Annotated in this window: 12 protein-coding genes, 1 pseudogene and 1 riboswitch; of the genes and pseudogenes, 7 read left to right on the top strand and 6 right to left on the bottom strand. The window is 66.1% G+C overall.

Annotated features, from left to right (window positions below; translation table 11 throughout):
* Positions 1–3 precede the first annotated feature (3 nt).
* The 4 genes from metH (at position 4) to ABDW49_RS01410 (ending at position 6,335) form a co-directional block, all read left to right on the top strand.
* The gene (gene metH / locus ABDW49_RS01425) at positions 4–2,616 is read left to right on the top strand and encodes a methionine synthase (RefSeq protein WP_343609151.1); all 2,613 of its coding nucleotides are present in this window, start codon (positions 4–6) and stop codon (positions 2,614–2,616) included.
* Positions 2,617–2,905: 289 nt separating this feature from the next.
* Positions 2,906–4,690 carry a DNA helicase RecQ gene (gene recQ, locus ABDW49_RS01420; protein ID WP_343609149.1) on the top strand — a complete coding sequence of 595 codons (1,785 nt, stop codon included), beginning with the start codon at positions 2,906–2,908 and terminating at the stop codon, positions 4,688–4,690.
* Positions 4,691–4,965: 275 nt separating this feature from the next.
* The gene (locus ABDW49_RS01415) at positions 4,966–5,589 is read left to right on the top strand and encodes a 6-phosphogluconolactonase (RefSeq protein ID WP_343609147.1); all 624 of its coding nucleotides are present in this window, start codon (positions 4,966–4,968) and stop codon (positions 5,587–5,589) included.
* The gene (locus ABDW49_RS01410) at positions 5,577–6,335 is read left to right on the top strand and encodes an NUDIX domain-containing protein (RefSeq protein WP_343609145.1); all 759 of its coding nucleotides are present in this window, start codon (positions 5,577–5,579) and stop codon (positions 6,333–6,335) included. The genes ABDW49_RS01415 and ABDW49_RS01410 overlap by 13 nt, the downstream gene beginning before the upstream one ends.
* Here the strand turns inward: ABDW49_RS01410 and dinB are convergent.
* Both dinB and ABDW49_RS01400 read right to left on the bottom strand, forming a co-directional pair.
* Positions 6,305–7,441: a DNA polymerase IV gene (gene dinB, locus ABDW49_RS01405; RefSeq protein ID WP_343609143.1), complete on the bottom strand. Its 1,137-nt coding sequence runs from the start codon at positions 7,439–7,441 to the stop codon at positions 6,305–6,307. The genes ABDW49_RS01410 and dinB overlap by 31 nt on opposite strands.
* Before the next feature lie 135 nt (positions 7,442–7,576).
* A complete protein-coding gene (locus tag ABDW49_RS01400) occupies positions 7,577–7,951 on the bottom strand; it encodes a UrcA family protein (RefSeq protein ID WP_343609141.1) in 375 nt (124 codons plus the stop codon).
* A gap of 245 nt (positions 7,952–8,196) precedes the next feature.
* Here ABDW49_RS01400 and ABDW49_RS01395 point away from each other — a divergent pair, with 245 nt between their 5' ends.
* Entirely contained in the window at positions 8,197–9,459 is a 1,263-nt protein-coding gene (locus ABDW49_RS01395; protein WP_343609139.1) for a multidrug effflux MFS transporter, read from the top strand.
* A gap of 222 nt (positions 9,460–9,681) precedes the next feature.
* Here the strand turns inward: ABDW49_RS01395 and ABDW49_RS01390 are convergent, their stop codons facing one another.
* Genes ABDW49_RS01390 through crtY form a run of 4 tightly spaced genes read right to left on the bottom strand, consistent with a single transcriptional unit; the run spans position 9,682 to position 13,989 of the window.
* Positions 9,682–10,650, bottom strand: coding sequence for a phytoene/squalene synthase family protein (locus tag ABDW49_RS01390; RefSeq protein WP_343609138.1), 969 nt, complete (start codon positions 10,648–10,650; stop codon positions 9,682–9,684).
* A 14-nt stretch (positions 10,651–10,664) separates the two neighbouring features.
* Positions 10,665–11,246, bottom strand: a complete 582-nt coding sequence (locus ABDW49_RS01385) for a TIGR00730 family Rossman fold protein (RefSeq protein ID WP_343609137.1) — start codon at positions 11,244–11,246, stop codon at positions 10,665–10,667.
* Entirely contained in the window at positions 11,243–12,724 is a 1,482-nt protein-coding gene (locus ABDW49_RS01380; RefSeq protein ID WP_343609135.1) for a phytoene desaturase, read from the bottom strand. Before ABDW49_RS01380 ends, ABDW49_RS01385 begins: the two co-directional genes overlap by 4 nt.
* Positions 12,721–13,989 carry a lycopene beta-cyclase CrtY gene (gene crtY, locus ABDW49_RS01375; protein WP_343609133.1) on the bottom strand — a complete coding sequence of 423 codons (1,269 nt, stop codon included), beginning with the start codon at positions 13,987–13,989 and terminating at the stop codon, positions 12,721–12,723. Before crtY ends, ABDW49_RS01380 begins: the two co-directional genes overlap by 4 nt.
* Positions 13,990–14,189: 200 nt before the next feature.
* On the opposite strand from crtY, the gene ABDW49_RS01370 reads away from it, so the two are divergent.
* Together ABDW49_RS01370 and thiC are read left to right on the top strand one after the other, a co-directional pair.
* Complete coding sequence (locus ABDW49_RS01370) at positions 14,190–15,617, top strand: DUF4261 domain-containing protein (protein WP_343609131.1); 1,428 nt, start codon at positions 14,190–14,192, stop codon at positions 15,615–15,617.
* 280 nt (positions 15,618–15,897) lie between these two features.
* Positions 15,898–16,005, top strand: a riboswitch (TPP riboswitch).
* Positions 16,006–16,078: 73 nt separating this feature from the next.
* A pseudogene (gene thiC, locus ABDW49_RS01365) lies at positions 16,079–17,960 on the top strand (phosphomethylpyrimidine synthase ThiC).
* Positions 17,961–18,044: the final 84 nt, after the last annotated feature.

The raw sequence follows: 18,044 nt of genomic DNA, 5'->3' as shown, positions 1-18,044 counted from the left end.
AAGATGACCACGCAATCTTCCAGCCGTTTCGTCAATGTCGGCGAGCGCACCAATGTCACCGGCTCGGCCGCGTTCAAAAAGCTGATCCTCGCCGGCGATTACACCAAGGCCATCGAGGTCGCCCGCAACCAGGTGGACGCCGGGGCGCAGGTCATCGACGTCAACATGGACGAGGGCCTGCTCGACGCTGTCGAGGCAATGACCACCTTCCTGAAACTCATCGCGGCGGAACCCGATATCGCCCGCGTGCCGGTGATGATCGACTCGTCCAAATGGGAGGTGATCGAGGCCGGTCTGAAATGCGTTTCGGGCAAGCCGATCGTCAACTCGATCAGCATGAAGGAGGGCGAGGACGCCTTCCTCCATCACGCCCGCCTCTGTATGGATTATGGCGCCGCCGTGGTCGTCATGGCCTTCGACGAAAAGGGTCAGGCCGACACCAAGGAGCGCAAGGTCGAGATCTGCTGCCGCGCCTATCAATTGCTGACCGGCATCGGCTTCCAGCCCGAAGACATCATCTTCGATCCCAACGTCTTCGCCGTCGCCACCGGCATCGAGGAACACGACAATTACGGCGTGGACTTCATCGAGGCGACCCGTGAGATCAAGGCCCGCTGCCCGCATGTGCATATCAGCGGCGGCCTTTCCAACCTGTCCTTCAGCTTCCGTGGCAATGAGCCGGTGCGCCGGGCGATGCACAGCGTGTTCCTCTATCACGCGATTCCCGCCGGCATGGACATGGCCATCGTCAACGCCGGCCAGCTCGACATCTATGACCAGATCGACCGCAAGCTGCGCGATGCCTGCGAGGATGTGATCCTCAACCGCCCGCAGGTGGGCGAGGAGACCAACACCGAAAAGCTGATCGCCATCGCCGAAGCCTTCAAGGGCACGGACAAGGCCGCCGAAAAGGCCGCCGAGGAATGGCGCTCCTACGATGTGGTAAAGCGCCTCGAACACGCTCTGGTGAAGGGCATCGACGCCTATATCGTCGATGACACCGAGGAAGCCCGCGCCGCCATTCAGGCACGCGGCGGCCGCCCCATCGAGGTGATCGAAGGCCCGCTGATGGGCGGCATGAACACCGTGGGCGACCTCTTCGGCTCGGGCCAGATGTTCCTGCCGCAGGTGGTGAAATCGGCCCGCGTGATGAAGAAGGCCGTCGCCCACCTCATCCCCTTTATCGAGGCGGAGAAGGAAGAAGGCGCCAAGGCCAAGGGCCGCATCATCATGGCCACCGTGAAGGGCGACGTCCACGATATCGGCAAGAACATTGTGGGCGTGGTCCTTCAGTGCAACGGCTATGAAGTGCTCGACATGGGCGTGATGGTGCCCTGGGCCACCATCCTCGACCTGGCGCAAAAGGAGCAGGTGGATATGATCGGCCTGTCGGGCCTGATCACGCCCAGCCTCGACGAAATGGTCACCGTGGCCGAGGAAATGCAGCGCGCAGGGATGACCATGCCGCTGCTGATCGGCGGCGCGACGACCTCGAAGGTCCACACCGCCCTGCGCATCGACCCGGCCTATGACGGCCCGGTGATCCACGTTCTGGACGCCAGCCGCGCCGTGGGCGTCGCCAGCCAGTTGCTCTCCGACACGCAGGCCGACGCCTTTATCGAGGCCACCGCCACCGAATATGAAGCCACCCGCCGCGCCCGCGAGGGCCGTGGCAAGTCGAAGTTGGTGTCGCTGGCCGACGCCCGCGCCAACGCTTTCGCGCCCGACTTCACCCAGAAGCCCGCAGCCCCGTTGCAGCCCGGCATCCACCGCTTCGACGACTGGGATCTGGCCGATCTGGCGCAGTACATCGACTGGACGCCCTTCTTCCGCGCCTGGGAACTGGCGGGCGTCTACCCCGCGATCCTCGACGATGCCGTGGTGGGCGAAAGCGCCCGCAACCTCTTCGCGGACGCCCAGGCCATGCTGAAGCAGATCATCGAGGAAAAATGGCTCACCGCCCGCGCCGTCGCCGGGTTCTGGCCCGCCGTGCGCGATGAGGACGATATCGTCCTGCAGGACGGCACCGTGCTGCCCATGCTGCGCCAGCAATTCGCCAAGAGCCGGGGCCGCGCCAACTTCTGCCTCGCTGACTTTATCGCCCCCGCAGGCGACTGGCTGGGCGGTTTCGCCGTGGGCATCCACGGCATCGAGCCGCATCTGGAACGCTTCAAGGCCAACCACGACGATTACAACGATATCCTGCTCAAAGCGCTGGCCGACCGCTTCGCCGAAGCCTTCGCCGAGCGTCTGCACCTCCACACCCGCACCACCCTGTGGGGCTATGCGCCGGACGAGCAGCTCACCAACGAGGCCCTGATCCGCGAGCACTATCGCGGCATCCGCCCCGCGCCCGGCTATCCCGCCTGCCCGGATCACTCGTTGAAGCCGATCCTGTTCGACCTGCTGGATGCCACAGAGAACGCCGGGATAACCCTGACGGAATCGCAGGCCATGTTGCCCACCTCGGCGGTGTCGGGCTTCTATTTCGCTCACCCGGAATCGCAGTATTTCGGCGTGGCGACGATCGGGACCGACCAGTTGGAGGATTACGCCGAGCGTCGGGGCGTCGATCTGGAAACGGCGACACGGTGGTTGCGGCCCAATCTGGATTAAGAACGAAAAAGAGAAATGCGAGGGCCATCGCCCTCGCGCTCCCTTTAATGTCTACGTTGCGCCACGGGTTCGGCCATAGAGCAACGTCGCCGCGCCGCAGGCATGAAAACCCGCAGCGCAGCCGATCCACGAACCATGCCTGCCTGCGGCGCCTAGCCTTGCTCAGGTGGATAGTCTGGGCGCCACGATGCGGAGCCACTACCCTCTCGTCGGAAGACGTTCCGGGAGCGCGAGGGGGTAACCCCCTCGCATCTTCTTTTTCCTTCCTGATTCTGCCATAACCACCCTTGTGACCACTTCAGAAACCCTCCCCGACGCCAGCGAAGCCCTCCACAAAACCTTCGGCTTCACCGGCTTCAGAGGCGTGCAGCAACAGGTGGTCGAGCGTATTCTGGGCGGCCATTCCACGCTGGCCATCATGCCCACGGGCGCGGGCAAATCGCTGACCTATCAACTGCCCGCCACCATGCTGCCCGGCACCTGCGTCGTGGTCTCCCCGCTGATCGCTCTGATGCATGACCAGCTCCGCTCCGCCCGCGCCAACGGCATCCGTGCCGCCAGCCTGACCAGTGCGGATATGGATCGCGGCACCACCATCGGCGCATTGCTCGATGGCGACCTCGACCTGCTCTACGTCGCCCCGGAACGCGCCAGCCAGCAGCATTTCCGCGATCTGCTCGAACAGGCGCATATCAGCCTCTTCGCCATCGACGAGGCGCATTGCGTCAGCCAGTGGGGCCATGATTTCCGCCCGGATTACCGCCTGCTGCGCCCGATGATGGACGCCTTCCCCGGCGTGCCGAGGCTGGCGCTGACCGCCACCGCCGACGAACACACCCGCCACGATATCCTCGACCAGCTTGGCATCCCCGGCGATGGCATGATCGTCGCCGGGTTTGACCGGCCCAACATCCGCTACACCATCGCCGCGCGCGACAATCCGCTGGCGCAGATCAAGCGCCTGATCGCCGACACGCCGGGCTCGGGCATCGTCTACGCCCAGACCCGCGCCGGGGTAGAGCGCATGGCCGAGGCGCTGGAGGCCACCGGGCGCGCCGTGCTGCCCTATCACGCCGGCCTGCCGCCCGAGACGCGTGCCGCCAATCAGGCCGCTTTCGTGGCCTCTGAAGATATGGTGATGGTCGCGACCATCGCCTTCGGCATGGGCATCGACAAGCCGGATGTGCGCTTTGTGGCGCATGCGGGCCTGCCCAAATCGATCGAGGCCTATTATCAGGAAACCGGCCGCGCGGGCCGCGATGGAGACCCTGCCCATGCCCTGATGCTGTGGGGCGCGGAGGATTTCGCCAAGGCCCGCCAGCGTCTGTCGGAGGTCGAGGAAGAGCGCCGCCCCGGCGAACTCGCCCGACTGAACTCGATGGCCGCGCTGGTGGAAACCGCCGCCTGCCGCCGCGCCCTGCTGCGCCGCCATTTCGGCGAGCAGCCCCCCGCCAGTTGCGGCAATTGCGACAACTGCCTGCAGGCGCCCGATGTGATCGACGCCACCGATCTGGCGCGCAAGCTGCTCTCGGCGATCTACCGCACCGGGCAGAGCTTTGGCCTCGGCCATATCGCCAACGTGCTGACCGGGGTGGAGGACGAAAAGGTCCGCGCCCGCAGGCATGACGAACTCACCGTCTTCAACATCGTCGATGCCGAGGAAGCGCAATTGCTGCGCCCCCTCGCCCGCGCCCTGCAGGCACGCGGCAGCCTCGACACCACCGAGCATGGCGGGCTGCGCCTTGCCGGAGACGCGCGCGACATCCTGCGCGGCGAGGCCGCCGTCCTCATCACCCGCCCGCCGCCGCGCGAGAAAGGCCGCCGCCGCGAGCGTTCCGGCAACAGCGCCAACCCCGTGGGTGATCCGCTGTTCGAGGCGCTGCGCGGCCTGCGTCGCGATCTGGCCAAGGAGGGCAATGTGCCGCCCTATGTCATCTTCCACGATGCGACGTTGCGCGAGATCGCTCTGGCCCGGCCTCAGTCGCTGGATGAGTTGGGGCAGGTCAATGGCGTCGGCGCGCGCAAGTTGGAAGCCTATGGAGAGGCTTTCCTCAGAGTGGTTCGAGAGAATTAAGAAGAGAAGATGCGAGGGGGTTACCCCCTCGCGCTCCCATGAATGTCTACGTGGCGCCACGGGTTCAGCCACAGAGCAACGTCGCCGCGCCGCAGGCATTATTCCCTGCGGGGCGGATAGGTCGGGCGCAACGCTGCCCAAAAACACCCACCTTTCGCCGGAAGACGTAACGGGGGTGCAGGGGGCGTAACGCCCCCTGCTTTTCACCTTATTCCTGCCACTCCATAGCATTGCACGCCATTCCCACACCCAACCACCAATGCTACCCATCGCATATGGCTCAAGTCACACTCACCCCCGCCGCCGATCCTGTCGCCATCGCCCAGTGGCTGGCCGATCACCTCTCCGCTGCGCTGGCCGCCACGGACCAGCCCATCGCCATCACGGTGCCGGGCGGGCGCACGCCGTTCCCGGTGCTCAGCGCGCTGGTGGAGCATGATCTGGCCTTCGACCGCATCAGCGTCTGGCCCAATGACGACCGCATGGTGCCAGAGGATCACCCCGCCTCGAACCTCGCCAAGATCCGCGCCGTGCTGGAGCCCACAGGCGCCACCATCGTCGGCCTTGAGGAAGGGCAGGTCCCGCCCCGCTTCGCGCTGGCCCTGCTCGGCATGGGCGGCGACGGCCATATCGCCAGCCTGTTCCCCAACACCAACCCGCAGGCCGATGCTCCCGCCAAGGTCATCCGCCTGACCCCCGATCCCCTGCCGCCCGAGGCGCCCTTCGACCGCCTGTCGCTGACCATCCCCTCGCTGGCGGCGTCGGACGCCATCGCCTTCCTCATCACCGGCGACGCCCATAAGCGCGAGATCTTCGAGCAGGCCGCCGCCGGTGGCAACGACCTGCCCGTCGCCCGCCTGCTGAAGGCGACCGACAAGCCGGTGACATGCTTCTGCTGATGGCGGAGAAGGTGCTGGGGTTCGCCCCGGCACCGCTCCACCGGCTGGCATTGAGGCTGGCCCACCAGATCCGGCGGCAATGGTGGCGGATCAGGAAACCCGAAATCTCCGGCTGCCGGGTGCTGGGGCTCGATCCGCAAGGGCGCGTGCTGCTGGTTCAGCACTCCTACGGCTCGGCCAACTGGATGCCGCCGGGCGGCGGCGTGAAGCCCGGCGAAGATCCTCTGGTCGCCGCCGCGCGCGAGTTTCGCGAGGAAATCGGCATCGCTCTGGAAGAGCCGCGTCTGGTGGCCACCACGCATGACGCGTTCCACGGGGCGGCGAATGTGTCCTACATCGTGGCGGGGCGCTGCTCGGGAACGCCGGCGCCGGACGGGCGGGAGATTGTCGACGCCGCGTTCTTTACGCCGGGGCTTTGGCCTTCCGCCATGTCGGAGGGGCTGAAGCAGAAGATGGGCGAGTGGCTGGAAGAAAAAAAAGTAACATGCGAGGGCCATCGCCCTCGCGCTCCCTTTACTGTCTGCGTGGGCGTCACGGGTTCGGCCTTGCGCCTAACTTGCAGCGCCGCAGGCTTTAAGTTTCATTGCCTGCGGCGCCATAGGTGGTGCAGGTGGAGAGGTCAGGCGCAAGGATCGGGCGCCACCGCCCTATCGTCGGGAGACGGAATGGGAGCGCGAGGGGGTAACCCCCTCGCATTGTCTTTCCTTAAAATCCTTCAAAACAGATCCAACTGCCCCCCGCCCTGATCCGCGACGACCGGCGCGGAAACCGCCTGCCGCCCTTCCAGCGCTGACAAAGTCACCCCCATCAACCGTACCGGCTGAGGCAGCGGCAACACATTATCCAGCAGTTCCCCCGCCAGCCGGGCCAGTTCCTCTCGCCCCTCCACAGCGCGCGACAAAGACCGCGCATGCGTCCGCAGCGTAAAATCCGACAAGCGCAGCTTCAGAGTCACCGTCCTCCCCTTGGCCCCGACCTTCTCGATATCGTCCCAGACCAGATCGACGATATGCGCCAGCACCTCGCGCAGGCGGCTGCCGGTGGAGATATCGCGCTCGAAGGTGCGCTCGGTGCCGATGGATTTGCGCGGGCGGTTGGGGCGCACCCGGCGCAGGTCGATGCCGCGCGCGGCGCGATAGAGATAATCCGCCTGAGCACCGAAATGCTGGCGCAGGAAGGCCAGATCCTTTTCGCGCAGGTCGGCGCCATTGACGATGCCCAGAGCCGCCATCTTCTCCGCGCCGCGCGGGCCCACGCCGTGGAAGCGCCGCACGGGCAGGCTGGCGACGAATTGCGCGCCCTCGCCGGGGCGGATCACGCAGAGGCCATCGGGCTTGTTCTGGTCGCTGGCCAGCTTGGCGATGAATTTGTTGTAGCTGACCCCGGCGCTGGCGGTGAGGTTGGTTTCGGCCTTGATGCGGGCGCGGATCAACTGCGCGATGCGCGTCGCGCTGCCGATGCCTTTCAGATCCTGCGTCACGTCGAGATAGGCCTCGTCCAGTGACAGGGGCTCGATCAGCGGCGTGTAATCGGCGAAGATCGCGCGGATCTGGCGCGAGACGGTGCGATAAACCTCGAAACGCGGCGGCTTGAAGATGAGATGCGGGCACAGGCGCACCGCCTTCACGCTGGGCATGGCCGAGCGCACGCCGAAGACCCGCGCCTCATAGCTGGCCGCGGCCACCACACCGCGCGCACGGCTGCCGCCGACGGCCACGGGCTGACCTTTTAACGAGGGATCGTCGCGCTGTTCGACGCTGGCGAAGAAGGCGTCCATATCGACATGGATGATCTTGCGGAGCCCATCGGCTTCCTCGCTGTCATCATCATCGTCTGGCTGGTGCGACTCCATGCCGCACATGGTAGCGCCCCGGAGCGGGACGCGCACCGGGGCTCTACAAATCTGTCACCGGAAGATGTTGGCAGGACATTCTGGCAGGGGGCCGGGGCGGGAGAGGCCTCCGGGCGCCCCCTGCGATATCGGAGCTCAGCGGCCCAGCCCGTCGATGGCGTTGTGGCCCTGAGCGATCGCGTCGCTGCGGCAGTTCTGATAGGCAATCGAGCGGTCGGCTTCGATCGAGGCAACACGCAGCGGTTCGCAGACGCGGGTGGCGGCGCGGGCCAGGCGGTGGTCCATTTCCTTGCGGCCCTGCTCATTGCTCAGATCGAGGCCGGCATAGGAGACGCGCAGGCTGGGCACGCCGTTTTCGTCCATTTCGACATGCTCGACGGGGGCACCGGCTTCGGCACTGTCGGCGAAGGTGGCGGCGTGGGCGACCATGGGGGTCATGCCGATGGCGAAGGTGGCGACAACGCCGAGGCTGGCGGCGAGAGCGGTGGTGAAACGGTTGAAATTGTTCATGATACTTCCCCTTGCTTGTTTCCGCCGAAGCCGTTCCGGCGGGATGCAAGGGGTACAGCATGAGCCGTGCCAGTTTTCCAAAAACGGCGGATTTCCGCCATTTCCTGCATTGCGTCGCAGCATGAGCCGAAACTGACCATGCAATTCACACCAAATTCATGATGTGAATTTCCCCAAATAATGGGAAAATTTTCAAAGCCTCTAAAACACTGGCATCTGCGCGCCCAAAGGCCCATGAGGCCCCCATGAACGCCTCCACACAGGCCGATTCCGTACAATCCGGCCCCAAAACGATGAATCCGCGCGAATTTGTGATGCTGATGGCCTTTATTCAGGCCCTTCAGGCATTGTCGGTCGATTCCATGCTGCCCGCGCTGGGCCATATCGCGTCCGACCTGCATGTCACCGACGCCAATCATCGCCAATTGGTCGTGGGCGTCTTCATGCTCTTCAGCGGGCTTGGCTGCCTCGTCCCCGGCACGCTGGCCGACCGCTTTGGCCGCCGCCCGGTGCTGCTGACCTGCATGGCGCTCTATGTGCTGCTCACCACCGCCTGCGCGCTGGCGGTCAGCTTCGAGATGCTGCTGGTGTCGCGCGCGGTGCTGGGGCTGGCCTGCGCGGGCTTCAACGTGCTGCCCGCCGCCATCATCCGCGACAGCTTCGAGGGCGACCGCATGGCCCGCACCCAGTCGTTGGTCTCCATGGTCTTCATGATCGTGCCGATGCTGGCCCCCAGCGTCGGTCAAGCCGTGCTGCTGGCCGCAAGCTGGCGCTGGATCTTCGGCGTGATGGGCCTGATGGGCGTGATCGTGTCGATCTGGGCCGCGCTGCGCCTGCCCGAGACTCTGCACCCGGAATACCGCCAGAGCGTCAACATCGGCCGCCTCACCCGCACGCTGGGCGAGGTGCTGACCTGCCGCGCCGCCATCGGCTATGTCATTGCCAATGCGCTGGTGACCGGCGCGCTGCTGGGCTACATCAACTCAGCACAACAGCTTGTGGCCGAGCATTTCGGCGCGGGCGCGCGCTTCCCGCTGATGTTCGCGGGCATGGCGATGTGCATGGCCGCCACCGCCTTCACCAATGCGCGCATCGTGATGCGGCTGGGCGCGCGGCGCGTCTCGCACGGGGCGCTGATGGTCTATATCTGCACCAGCCTGCTGCAGTGGCATATGGCCGGGCCCGACGAGACGATCTGGGAATTCCTGCCGCTGATGACGCTTAACATGTGCCTCACCGGCTTCCTGGGCGCCAATTTCTCCTCGATCGCGCTGCAACCCTTCGCGCGGACGGCGGGGGCAGCAGCCTCGATTCAGGTGTTCATCCGGATCGTGGGCGGGTCGGTGCTGGGGATCATCATCGGCAATGCCTTCGACGGCACGGCGCGCCCGCTGGCCATCGCTCTGGTCAGCGCCGGGGTGCTGACTCTGGGCCTGCTGCTGTTCAGCGAGAAGGGGCAGTTGTTCAAGCGGCGCAATCCGCCGGGTGGGCCTCGGCAGGTAGCTTAAGGGGTTTGGAAGAGAGATTCTTGAGGGCGTTACGCCCTCAAACTCCCGTTACGTCTTCCGACGAAGCCGCAGCGGCACCCGACCCAAGCGCCCAACCTCTCCGCCCCGCAGGGAATAACAGCCTCCGGCGGTGGGACGTTGGCGCAAACTGCTGGACCGGCACACCCTCTCGTCGGGAGACGTAACGGGGGTGCAGGGGCGATGGCCCCCTGCTTCTTCCCTTCAAACCCTTGCCACAGCCCCGGCCAGCACGCCCCGCCCATAAGGCACAGGCGCGACATCGGCCGGATGAGGCGCGATCCCCAACCACCGCGCTTTCGCCGCCTGAGCCCCTGCGCGCAGCAGCAGCCCCAACTTCTCCGGCTTGCTGGTCGTCACGCGCGCATCCCACGCCCGCGCCCGCTTTGTCGCGACCTTGCGCGCGATGGCGCCATAGATCCCCGCCGCCGCCAGCACCGACCACTGACTGCGCAGAGGCAACCGGGCCGCGCCAACACGGGCGCTGGCCTCGTAACGCCCGGCCATCGCGCAGAGACGCGCGACCATCGCCACCAGCGCCTCGCGGTGTTCGGCGGCCATCAGGGCTTCGGGGGCGATGCCCGCCTCCTCCAGCCATTGCGCGGGCAGATAGATGCGCCCGGCGGCGTGATCCTCGGCGATGTCGCGGGCGATGTTGCCGAGCTGGAAGGCGATCCCCAGATCGCTGGCGCGGTTGAGCGTATCGGCATCCTCGCGATCCACGCCCATCACCAGCGCCATCAGCACGCCCACCGCCCCTGCCACATGGTAGCAATAGGCCAGCATGTCGCGCTCGGTACGGGGGTGCCAGCCGTTGGTGTCGAGCGCGAAACCGGCGATCACATCGCCGGTGTGCACCGCGCCGATGCCGCATTCGGCGGCGACGACGCCAAGGCAGTCGAAGGCTTCGCGCCCCGCCTCGCGCCCGGCCAGCGCAAGGGCGGTCAGGCGGCGTATCTCGTTCAGGCGGCCATCGGCGCCGGTCTGGTCGCCCAGCGCCCCGCCATGATCCTGCGCATCGGCAAGATCATCGCAGGCGCGGCACCAGGCATAGAGCATCCAGACCCGCTCCCGCACCTCGCGCCCCATAAGCTGGCTGGCGGTGGCGAAGCTTTTGGAGCCTCGCCGGATGCTGCCGTAGGCAGCCTCCACCAGCGCTGAGCGGGGGGGCAAGGTGCGCGCTTGGCTCAAAGCGTATCGGGGTCCATCTGCACGATCGGCTTGATCGGCTCATGCGCTTCCATACGGTCGAGCAGCAGGTCGAGTTCCCGCTCGGCGATGATGATGCCCTGATGGGCAGGTCGGATAAAGCCTACCTCGATCATGTGGCGGTTGAAGGCCAGAAGCTGGTCATAGAAACCAAAGGCGTTGAGCACGCCCACCGGCTTGGCGTGATAGCCAAGCTGGGCCCAGCTTACCGCTTCCCACAGCTCGTCCATGGTGCCCACACCGCCCGGAAGGGTGATGAAACCGTCCGACAGGCGGGTGAAGGCCGCCTTGCGCTGGTGCATGTCTTCCACCACCATCAGCTCCGAACAGTCGTGGTTGGTGACTTCGGTCCGCTCCAGCGCCTTGGGGATCACGCCGATGACATGGCCGCCATTGTCCAGTGCGCCCTTGGCCACCGCGCCCATCAGGCCCAGCTTGCCGCCGCCATAGACCAGACCGATGCCGCGCTGCGCCAGCGTGGCGCCCACCGTGTAGGCCAGTTCGACATAACGCGGGTCCGACGGGGTGGCCGAACCGCAATAGACAGCAATGTTCTTCAAAGTCTCAAATCCTCGATCATCAGACCGGCAGTCGCTTTCGCGCTGCCGACAACACCCGGAATGCCCGCGCCGGGATGGGTTCCCGCCCCCACCAGATAGAGGTTGGGGATGACATCGTCACGATTGTGCCCGCGGAACCATGCGCTTTGAGTCAGAATCGGCTCAAGGCTGAAGGCACTGCCCATATAGGCGGACAGGTCGCTTTCGAAATCGGGCGGGGCATAATGGAATTTGACCGTGATACGGTCGTGAATATCGGGGATGAAGCGCAGGCCGATCTCGTCGAGGATGCGCTTTTCCAGCACCGGCCCGATGGTGTCCCAGTCGATCGGCAGCTTGCCGAGATGGGCAACCGGCACCAGCGCATAGAAGCTGCTGTGCCCCTCGGGCGCCAGCGAGGGATCGCTGATCGTGGGGTGGTGGAGATAGATCGAGAAGTCGCGCGGCAGCACGCCATGGTCGAAGATATCCTCCAGCAGGCCCTTGTAGCGCGGCCCGAAGAGGATCGAGTGATGCGGGATGCCGGGCCATTTGCCCTCCATGCCGAAATGCACCACGAAAAGGCTGGGCGACCAGCGCTTCTGGGCCAGCTTCTTGGCATATTGGTTGCCGCGCGGCGCCTCGCAGAGCAGGTCGCGATAGGTGTGCATCAGATCGGCATTGCTGGCGACGGCATCGAAGCGCTCACGCCAGCCGCTGGCGGTTTCCACCTCGGAGGCGCGGTTGCCCACGGTGTGGATGCAGGACACCTTGTCATTCAGCCGCAGCGTGCCGCCCAGCCGCTCGAACAGGGCCACCATGCCAGCGACGAGCTTGTTGGTGCCGCCCCTGGCCCACCACACGCCGCCATCCTTCTCCAGCTTGTGGATCAGCGCATAGATCGAGCTGGTGGTCATGGGATTGCCGCCCACCAGCAGCGTGTGGAAGGACAGCGCCTCGCGCAGCTTCTCGCTTTCCACATAGGAGCTGACGACATCATAGACGCTGCGCCAGGCCTGATGCTTGATCAGCGCGGGCGCGGCCTTCACCATGCTGGCGAAATCGAGGAAGGGCACATGGCCCAGCTTCACATAGCCTTCCTGATAGACATCCGCCGCATAGCCGAGGAAATCCTCATAGCCCCCCAGATCGGCGGGGGCGACGCGGGCGATCTCGCCGCGCAGGGCGCCTTCGTCATTGGAATAGTCGAAATGCACGCCATCGGGCCATTGCAGGCGATAGAAGGGCATCACCGGCATCAGCTCGACATCGTTTGCCATCCGGTTGCCCGAAAGCGTCCACAGCTCCTCAAGGCTGGCCGGATCGGTGATGACGGTCGGCCCGGCGTCGAAGGTATAGCCCTCCTTGTGCCAGACATAGGCGCGGCCGCCCGGCTTGTCGCGCGCCTCCACCACGGTGGTGGCGATCCCGGCTGATTGCAGGCGGATGGCAAGAGCCAGGCCGCCAAAGCCGGCGCCGATGACACAGGCGCGTTTCATGATGGCAAGACTCCCGAAGCGCCAGGACCGGCAGAAGGCGACATTGTTATGGACCCGATCGAAGGTTGTGGCGAATCATGCCCGACATTGCCGGGATGATCCAGCCCCGCGAGGGAATTGCCCCCGCCCATCAGCGTGGCCAGCGCCCGGCCCAGCGGCACCGGCGGGCGCCCGCTCACCAGCCGCAGCTTATCCGGCATGGTCAGCCGCCCGGCGTAGAAACGGGCGATCAGCCCCTCGTTCAGCCGGTAGAAGCGCTCGAAAACGCGATGCCAGCGCGCGGGCTCCCCGGCGCCGAACATCATGCGCGCCAGCAGGCGCAGGAAAGCGCCGTCGCGCCAATGCGCCCGCGCGCGGCTTTCGCAAAGGCCGTCCAGCGCCGAAAGTCCGGGCGCCCCGGCCACCGCCAGCGCCGCCTCCACCGCGCAGGGCAACGAATAGGAGGTCAGCGGATGAAACAGCCCGGCGCGCGTGCCGATGCGCCCCACGCCGGGGATGCGCGTGGCGGCCAGGAATGTCTCGATCTCGCCACCGGCCACCACGGGCAACACCCCCTGCTCCTCATGGATGATTCGCGCCTGCTTCAGGCCCAACCCCGCCACATAGTCCGCGATGCGCCCGGCCAGCACATCCCGATCCAGCCCGGCATGGGCCGAATAATAGGTGTCCTCGACAAAGAGCGTCTCCGCGGAAAAGGGCAGCACATAGATAAAGCGATAGCCGTCCCGCTGTTCCACGGTGGCGTCCATAATGATGGGCTTTTCAAACCCATGCGGCCCGGTGTGCCACACTTGCCCAACGAATTTCTGCCAGCCGCCCCTCAGCCCCGCAAAACCCGGAGCGCCCCGCGCATCGAGCACCGCGCCCGCCTCCAGCCGCCACCCGTCGGCCAGCGTGACATGGGTGGCGCTCACCTCCAGCGCCGGGCTGCCGCGCAGCACCGCGCCCTTGGGCAAGCGCTCCTCCAGCACCGCGTCCAGCCTTTCGCCATTCGTGCTGTTGTAGCCCATGGGCAACTGCCGCTCATGCCCGGCAAAGCGCACGCCATGGCCATCCCAGTGCTTCACCACCAGCGGATCGACCAGCCAGCGGGCGTCCTGCGCGATATCGCTGTCGAACCATGACCAGACATGGTTGCCGCCGCAGCGCTCGCCCGCCTCCACGACACAGACTCGCCATTCGGGGCGCTGTGCCGCAACAGCCAGCGCCGCCAGCCCCCCGGCCAGCCCGCCGCCCAGAATAACCAGATCCGTTTGCGCTGACATTCTCTCTGTCTATGGCTTTACATCGCCCCCGGCAACGGCAAGACATTGATCCGCGATACGGAATTTGGGGCAAGCGCCGCCATGAGCGGCCAGCCTATCGGGCCCATACCGGGCAATGCCCCTCACCGAAACGCAGCAAATCCTTAAAGTCTGGAGGCGTAAAACAAGCCCTGCGTCGTTGTGCGTAGATTGGGACAGCCATGCCAACCATCCTCTTTCACCGTCCCGGAGTCCTGCCCGCCGGACGCCTGCGCGCCATGCTGTCCGACGCCTTGCCGCTCTATCGCTGGATCTGCGGCGAGGATGACGACGGCACCTCCGGCCACACCATCCCTTTGCGCGGCCATCACCTGATCTGCGGGCGCGGCGATGGCGCCCCCCTGTTCGTCGAGCTGCGCTGGATCGATTCGCCGCTGACGGGCGACAACATCCCGCACCATGCCGAGCATGTCACCCTCTCCCCTCCCACTACCGACAACCGGGCCGAGGGCGATCTCGTGATTGCGCTGATCGCTCAGGCGCTGATGAGTCAGGACGGCGGCGGCATCTGGTGCCGCCTCTCCTCCGATGGCGGCTGGATGGCGGGCGTCAGCATGGAGGAGATCACCCGCCGCATCGCCGCCGGAGACACGCTGGAACGCGCCGGCTCCGAGCCTCATCGCCCCAGCCCGGTGGCGCCGCGCACCATCGCCCCGGCCTTTCACACCGAACGCCCCAGCCTCGACCGCCTGCCGACACTGGCCGTGCTGATCGCGCCCGGCGACTCCGGCAACGCCATGCCGCCCCCGCCCGACTGGGTCGAGCTTGAGGATGATCTGCACAGCCACGATCCCGCCGGCAACTGGCGCATCGACCCGCGCGACAGCCACAGCGCCCTGCTGACCGGCCGCCCCGGCCGCATCGGCATCGCCATGCGCGGCACGCCGCTGCCCGCCGACTGGCTGCAACTGGCGCTGGGCCGCAACCCCCGCCTCGCCGAGGACACCGAGACCGCCGCCGAACTGCGCGCCCACAGCGCCTGCCTGACGCTTTCCTGCGACCTCGACACCCATGCCGCCGGGCCCGACGACACCCGCCAGATCGCCATCGCCATGGGGCTGACCCTGCTGCTGCTGGCCCGCGACCTGCACGGCGCCGGGCGTCTGGCCGGGCTCGCCAATCCGGCGCATGCCATGCTCTTCGCGCCCGAGCAGTTGCCCGCCTTCGCCCAGACGCTGCAGGCCGGGGACGTCCCCGCGCCGCTGTTCATCGGCACCGCCTTCCATGCCACCATGCCCGGCGCGGTCTCGCTTTCCACCACCGGGCTGATGCCCTTCACCGGATTCGAGGTCGAGGCCTGGAACGCCCCCGGCGATGCCGACACCATCGGCGAGCGGCTGGCCTCTGTGCTGCGCCATCTGCTGAAGCAGGGGCCCGTGTTGCGCCACGGCGATACGCTGGGTGGAGGAGCGATCCGCACCCTGCATGGCACCAGTCGCGCCGAGCGACCCTATGCCGGGAACAAGCCTCTGCCCGCGCTGTGGCTGGAGTTCGGAGAGGCCCGGCCCTATCCTTCCCGCCCGGTGGCGGTGCCTGCGATGGCGGCGCCTTTGCGGCGGCCGGGGGGGTTTGGAAGGAAGGGGTTGTAGGGGGTTAAGGAAGAAAGATGCGAGGGGGTTACCCCCTCGCGCTCCCATGACGTCTTCCGACGAAGCGGCAGTGGCGCCCGATCGTTGCGCCCGGTCTATCCACCTGCTCCACCTAAAGCGCCGCAGGCTTCAGGATCTTCTGCCTGCGGCGCGGCAAGCTGGGCGCAAGGCCGAACCCTTGGCGCAACGCAGACATTAAAGGGAGCGCGAGGGCGATGGCCCTCGCATCTTCTCCTTATCCCCCTTCTGGACATTCCTTCCTCTCCCGCCTAACCTGCCAGCAGTTTCCCCGGGGAGCCCGCATGGGCTGAGAGGTGGGCTTTGCGCCCCACGACCCGCTGAACCTGACCCCGTTAATGCGGGCGTAGGGAGGGAGTACCCGGCGGCGGATCTGTGCGATCAGTCCGTGCTGCGGGCACCTTTTTCCTCACGCCACGCTCTTTGAGGAAGAGGCAAAGCGCATGGCCGATATCGATTCGAAGCTGGAGGCTCCCAAGGAGGGCCAGTTCAACGTTACAACGGGCCCCATCCGGGGCAGCCGCAAGATTCACGTTCCCGTACCGGGCACCGATGTGCATGTCGCGATGCGTGAGATCACGCTGGAGCCGGGCAGCGGCGAGGCGCCGGTGCGGGTTTATGACACCTCCGGGCCCTATACCGACCCCAAAGCGCAGATCGACATTCAGGCGGGCCTGCCCCTGCTGCGCCGCGACTGGATTCTGGCGCGCGGCGATGTGGAGGATTACGAAGCTCGCGCCATCAAGCCCGAGGACAACGGACAGCTTGGCCCGGATCGCAGCGGCGGTGTTCCCGCGTTTCCCAATCCGGTTCGTCGCCCACTGCGTGCCAAGGCAGGCGCCAATGTCAGCCAGATGCATTACGCCCGTCGCGGTATCGTCACGCCCGAGATGGAGTATGTGGCGGCGCGCGAGAACCTTGGTCGCGCTGCTCTGAAAGACAAACTGGTTCGTGACGGGCAGGATTGGGGCGCCTCCATCCCCGATTTCGTGACCGGCGAGTTCGTGCGCGAGGAAGTCGCCCGCGGCCGCGCGATCATCCCCGCCAACATCAACCACCCCGAACCCGAGCCGATGATCATCGGCCGCAACTTCCTGGTGAAGATCAACGCCAACATCGGCAACTCGGCGGTGGCCTCCCGATGTCGCCAGCGAGAAGTGGAGAAGCTGGTCTGGGCGATCCGCTGGGGGCGGCGACACGGTGATGGACCTGTCCACCGGCAAGCACATCCACGAAACCCGCGAGTGGATCCTGCGCAACAGCCCGGTGCCGATCGGCACCGTGCCGATCTACCAGGCGCTGGAGAAGGTCAACGGCGTGGCCGAGGACCTGACCTGGGAAATCTTCCGCGACACGCTGATCGAACAGGCCGAGCAGGGCGTCGACTACTTCACCATCCACGCCGGCGTGCTGCTGCGCTACGTGCCGCTGACCGCCAAGCGCGTCACCGGCATCGTGTCCCGCGGCGGCTCGATCATGGCCAAGTGGTGCCTGGCGCACCACCAGGAGAACTTCCTCTACACGCATTTCGAAGAGATCTGCGAAATCATGAAGGCCTACGACGTCAGCTTCTCGCTGGGCGACGGCCTGCGCCCCGGCTCGATCGCCGACGCCAACGACGAGGCCCAGTTCGGCGAGCTGGAAACGCTGGGCGAGCTGACCAAGATCGCCTGGAAGCACGACGTGCAGGTGATGATCGAAGGCCCCGGCCACGTGCCGATGCAGATGATCAAGGAAAACATGGACAAGCAGCTGGAAGGCTGCGACGAGGCGCCGTTCTACACCCTCGGCCCGCTGACCACCGACATCGCCCCGGGCTACGACCACATCACCTCCGGCATCGGCGCGGCGATGATCGGCTGGTTCGGCTCCGCCATGCTCTGCTACGTCACGCCCAAGGAGCACCTGGGCCTGCCGAACAAGGATGACGTGAAGGACGGCATCATCACCTACAAGATCGCCGCCCACGCCGCCGACCTGGCCAAGGGCCATCCGGGCGCGCAGATCCGCGACAACGCGCTGTCCAAGGCGCGCTTCGAGTTCCGCTGGGAGGACCAGTTCAACCTGGCCTGGACCCGGACACCGCGCGAGGCCTATCACGACGAGACCCTGCCGCCGAGGGTCGCCAAGGTCGCGCACTTCTGCTCGATGTGCGGGCCGAAGTTCTGCTCGATGAAGATCACCCAGGAAGTGCGCGACTACGCCGCCAAGCAGAATCAGGAGCCGGGGAGGTTTATTGCCGCCGAGGAGGCCGAGAAGGGCATGGAAGAGATGTCCGCCCGTTATCGGGAAGCCGGGGATCTTTATATTCCGGCTGTTGAGTAAGACGATTCAAGAGGAAAGTGCGAGGGGGTTACCCCCTCGCGCTCCCATAACGTCTCCCGGCGCAAGGGTGGTGGTACCCGATCG

It is taken from the genome of Novosphingobium sp. (genome assembly GCF_039595395.1).
GTDB lineage: Bacteria > Pseudomonadota > Alphaproteobacteria > Sphingomonadales > Sphingomonadaceae > Novosphingobium.
Note: the sequence above shows the minus strand (reverse complement) of the source record. Positions and strands in the feature narration are given on the sequence as shown.